Below are 4353 nucleotides of genomic sequence, written 5' to 3'. Positions count from 1 at the left end.
TTCCAGCCGAAGGAGAAGTCGGTCTTTTCACGCAGCTTGCCGACGATGACGGAGCCTTCGGCACCAGCGTTTTCGGCGATCTGGCGAACGGGGGCCTCGATCGCCCTGCGGACGATCTCGATACCAACCTTCTGGTCTTGGTTGGCGGTTGCAAGATCGTCGAGTGCCTTTACAGCCCGCAACAACGCAACACCACCGCCCGGCAGGATGCCTTCCTCGACGGCGGCACGCGTTGCATGAAGCGCGTCGTCGACGCGATCCTTCTTCTCCTTGACCTCGACTTCCGTGGAGCCACCGACACGGATCACCGCAACGCCGCCTGCCAGCTTGGCCAAACGTTCCTGCAGCTTCTCGCGATCGTAGTCGGACGTGGTCTCTTCGATCTGCGCCCGRAYCTGGGCGACGCGGCCGTCGATCTCGGACTTGGAGCCAACGCCGTCGATTATGGTGGTGTTTTCTTTCTCGATCGCCACCTTCTTGGCTCGACCGAGCATGTTGAGCGTTACGTTCTCAAGCTTGATGCCGAGATCTTCGGAGATGACAGTGCCGCCGGTCAGGATGGCGATGTCTTCGAGCATCGCCTTGCGGCGATCGCCGAACCCCGGCGCCTTGACAGCCGCRATCTTCAGACCACCGCGCAGCTTGTTGACGACGAGCGTAGCAAGAGCTTCGCCCTCGACGTCTTCCGCGATAATCAGCAGCGGTTTGGAGGACTGCACGACGGCTTCGAGGACCGGCAGCAAGGACTGAAGGTTCGACAGCTTTTTCTCGTGGATGAGGATATAGGGGTCCTCGAACTCGACGCGCATCTTGTCCTGATTGGTTACGAAGTACGGCGAGAGGTAACCGCGGTCGAATTGCATGCCTTCGACAACTTCGAGCTCGGTCTCGGCGGTCTTGGCTTCCTCGACGGTAATGACGCCTTCGTTGCCGACCTTTTCCATCGATGCCGCGCTTAAGGTCCATCGGGTTCAGACCGGAGGCGACGGCCTTGGCGCCTTCCTTGACGATCGCCTGGGCGAGGACAGTTGCGGTGGTGGTACCGTCGCCGGCGAGATCGTTGGTCTTCGATGCCACCTCGCGCAGCATCTGTGCCCCCATGTTCTCGAACTTGTCTTCCAGTTCGATCTCTTTGGCGACGGAGACGCCGTCCTTGGTGATGCGTGGCGCGCCGTAAGACTTGTCGATGACGACGTTGCGGCCTTTCGGGCCGAGCGTGACCTTCACGGCGTTGGCAAGGACATCGACCCCACGCAACATGCGTTCACGGGCATCGGTGTTGAATTTGACTTCTTTCGCAGCCATTTGTTCACTCCTTCAATAGGCAGCTTTTTGACTGATGGGCGGTAATGCGTGATTACGCGGCGCGCTTCTGCTCGGCCTGAGCTTCGATAATGCCCAAGACGTCGCTTTCCTTCATGATCAGCAGGTCTTCGCCGTTGATCTTGATTTCGGTGCCGGACCATTTGCCGAACAGAATGCGGTCGCCAGCCTTGACGTCGAGCGCCTGGATCTGGCCGGCCTCGTTGCGTGCACCAAGACCGACGGCGACGACTTCGCCTTCCTGCGGCTTTTCCTTGGCAGTGTCAGGGATGATGATCCCACCCTTGGTCTTTTCTTCGGATTCGACCCGGCGGACAAGAATGCGATCATGAAGCGGTCGGAACGACATGTTTTCCTCCATTGGACAAAAAGATGACGCAAAATCCCCTGCCGGACCGGGTGACCAATCCGGACGGGTGCGAACCTCATCTGAGCGTTCGCGGGGAAAATTTATTTTCGAGATTTTTTGATTTCAAGAGGGTCGGCAAGAAAAATTAGCACTCTACCCCGGCGGCTGCTAACATGCTGGAGAGGAACGATAAACGCCTTCGAAGGTTTAAGAAAACCGTTGATGGATGCATGATTTTTTGCCACCTTTGGCAGTGTCATGAAACGGAGATGAGCATGCAATTCTCGTCGGATTTCGAGCGTTGCCGGCAGGCTCGAACCTATAACCACGGTTGCCGCTCTTGCGGGCGTCACCGAACATATAGGCTTGATTGCTACCGCATCCACCACCCACACCGAGCCTTACAATCTTGCCCGTCAGTTCTCCACGCTGGATCACATCAGCAAAGGTCGGATTGGATGGAACATCGTGACAAGCTGAGCGTCGGGTGCGGCTGGAAATTTCGGTCAGGTGCAGCTTCCCCACGACGAACGCTACGAGCGGGCCGCTGAATACATGGAAGTGGTGACGGAGCTTTGGGATAGCTGGGGCGACGATGCAACGACGGACGATCGCTATTCCGGCCGGTATATCGATCCGTCAAAGATCAGAGCGATCAATCACGCTGGACGCTTCTTCAAGGTCAACGGTCCGCTGAATGTCCCACGCGGACCCCAAGGTCGACCGGTCCTTGTGCAGGCGGGTTCGTCACCTGCAGGCCGTCAATTTGCCGCGCGCTCGGCTGAAGCGATATTTACAGCTCATCAGGAAAAAGCTTTGGCTTTAGATTTCGCGACAGATCTGCGTACACGCGCCTCTGCGCTCGGGCGCGACACGGGCCAGCTTCTCGTCTTACCAGGGGTAAGCCCTACAATTGGATCGACTGAAGCCGAGGCACGCGAACTCGAGCGAGAACTCAATGAACTTTCGCATCCTGTCGTAGGTTTGGCACGTCTCTCTAATCGGTTTGGCGGCCATGATTTTTCGCATCTGGCGCTTGATGACGTGCTGTCAGTCTCCGACTTTCCGGAACCGTCCGCAGTTGAGGCCGCACGTAGTCGGGCGGAATCAATCGTAACGCTTGTTGCCCGCGAACGCTTGACGTTGCGATCTTTGCTACATCGTTTGGCAGGAGCGAGAGGGCATCTTTCAATCGCGGGCACTCCCGAGCAGGTCGCCGACCTGATGGAGGACTGGTTTCAATATGGAGCAGCCGATGGGTTCAATGTGATGCCACCAATCCTTCCTAGTCAACTCAACCTCTTCGTCTCCGAAGTTGTGCCGCTACTTCAAAAGAGAAAACTCTTCCGAACCGAGTACGTCGGCAAGACTCTCCGAGATCACTTCGGTCTTGAACGACCCTCGGCCCTTTTTTCCTAGCAATCCAAGGCAGGCGTGAAATGAATACCTCAGATCTCTCGGATAAATATGGAGATGAGCTCGCCTATTGCGAGTTGAGTTTCTTGAAACTTGGAAAAAGACGTTGGCTTGGAGGTCTGATTACCACGGTGTCTTGCTTTGAAGACAATTCGATCCTCAAAGCAGAGATCGGACGCCCCGGAGACGGCGGCGTTTTGGTCGTGGACGGCGGAGCTTCCTTGAAAACTGCGCTTGTCGGCGGTCATCTCGCAAAGCTCGCGGCTGCGAACGGCTGGGGCGGTCTAGTCATCAATGGAGCGGTGCGCGACCGCGCCGAAATTTCAGAGGTGGACATAGCAATCTTCTGCTTGGGCACATCGCCTCGCCGATCCGCCAAGGCGGGTGCGGGACAGCGACAGGCGATCGTCACGTTTGGAAACATCACGTTCGGACCTGGTCAGCATCTCTATGCTGACGACGACGGCGTATTGGTGAGCAACAGCCAATTGGCATTGTAGCAACCCTGACCCGGAACCATTTGAAAAGGCGACAACAAAGGGGCCGCCATTGTGCGGAGGCAATGCCTGTCGCCATGACGCTACGCTGTAGCAGCGGAGCAAGCCTCTGAAACTTATGCCGGCGCAGGCGTTCCAAGAGGTGGTTTATGACTCAACGTGCCGACTGCTTTCGGTGTGAACAGCGTAGGGATCCACTTCGCCTGCGATGAAACTCGTCTAGGACTGCTTTTAGGACGCCTGACGTCACTTCTGCGGCAATGTCCCATTCGTGGGTATCGCTCAGACAAACATCAGTGTTGACGACCGGCGTCGATGTATCCGAAAAAGCCGGTCGCTGGCCGCGTTGACGTTCCCCGGCAGGATTTCACTGTCGGATTTCCATCATCTTCGCAGTCGCGCTCGACCACTGGATCCGAAGGTTCTGATCATGATCGATGTGCAACTCGTTCTCATTGTAGCCGGGATCGGCCCGAAATAGGCAAACGCCAAGGAAACGGTTCTGCTGATTTCAGCACTGCTCGTCAGTCAATAACTGAGGAGCGAGTTATCGAGAGCAGATCGTCCGTATAGTACAAACGCCTAGGCTTCTGCAGCAGCGACGACGGCGTCTGCCGTAATGCCGAAATGCTTGAAGACGTCCTTGGCCGGGCCGGAAGCGCCGAAGCTCTTCATGCCGATGAAGGTGCCTTCCGGACCGATGAACGCATCCCAGCCTTCGCGAACGGCGGCTTCGACGGCGATCTTGACCGGCGAGTTGCCGAGCAC

3 protein-coding genes and 2 pseudogenes are annotated in these 4353 nt (G+C 57.0%); 2 read left to right on the top strand and 3 right to left on the bottom strand.

The genetic code is table 11. The annotated features are described in order from the left end of the window. Positions 1-1305 (bottom strand): annotated as a pseudogene (locus AC1DJO_RS29775) (chaperonin GroEL); the annotation flags it as partial. Between the two features lie 52 nt (positions 1306-1357). After that, on the bottom strand, positions 1358-1672 hold the full coding sequence (gene groES, locus AC1DJO_RS29770; protein ID WP_113297427.1) for a co-chaperone GroES: 315 nt from the start codon (positions 1670-1672) through the stop codon (positions 1358-1360). Between the two features lie 291 nt (positions 1673-1963). Here groES and AC1DJO_RS29765 point away from each other — a divergent pair. After that, a pseudogene (locus AC1DJO_RS29765) lies at positions 1964-3091 on the top strand (NtaA/DmoA family FMN-dependent monooxygenase). Positions 3092-3111: 20 nt separating this feature from the next. After that, entirely contained in the window at positions 3112-3588 is a 477-nt protein-coding gene (gene rraA / locus AC1DJO_RS29760; protein WP_477974124.1) for a ribonuclease E activity regulator RraA, read from the top strand. 579 nt (positions 3589-4167) lie between these two features. Here rraA and AC1DJO_RS29755 read toward each other — a convergent pair. Continuing rightward, the coding region (locus AC1DJO_RS29755) for a transketolase-like TK C-terminal-containing protein (RefSeq protein ID WP_477974123.1) at positions 4168-4353 on the bottom strand (186 nt) is incomplete at its 5' end.

It is taken from the genome of Rhizobium sp. 05N430, from assembly GCF_056396985.1.
The sequence above is the reverse complement of the archived record's forward strand: the minus strand, read 5'-3'. Positions and strand labels throughout refer to the sequence as shown.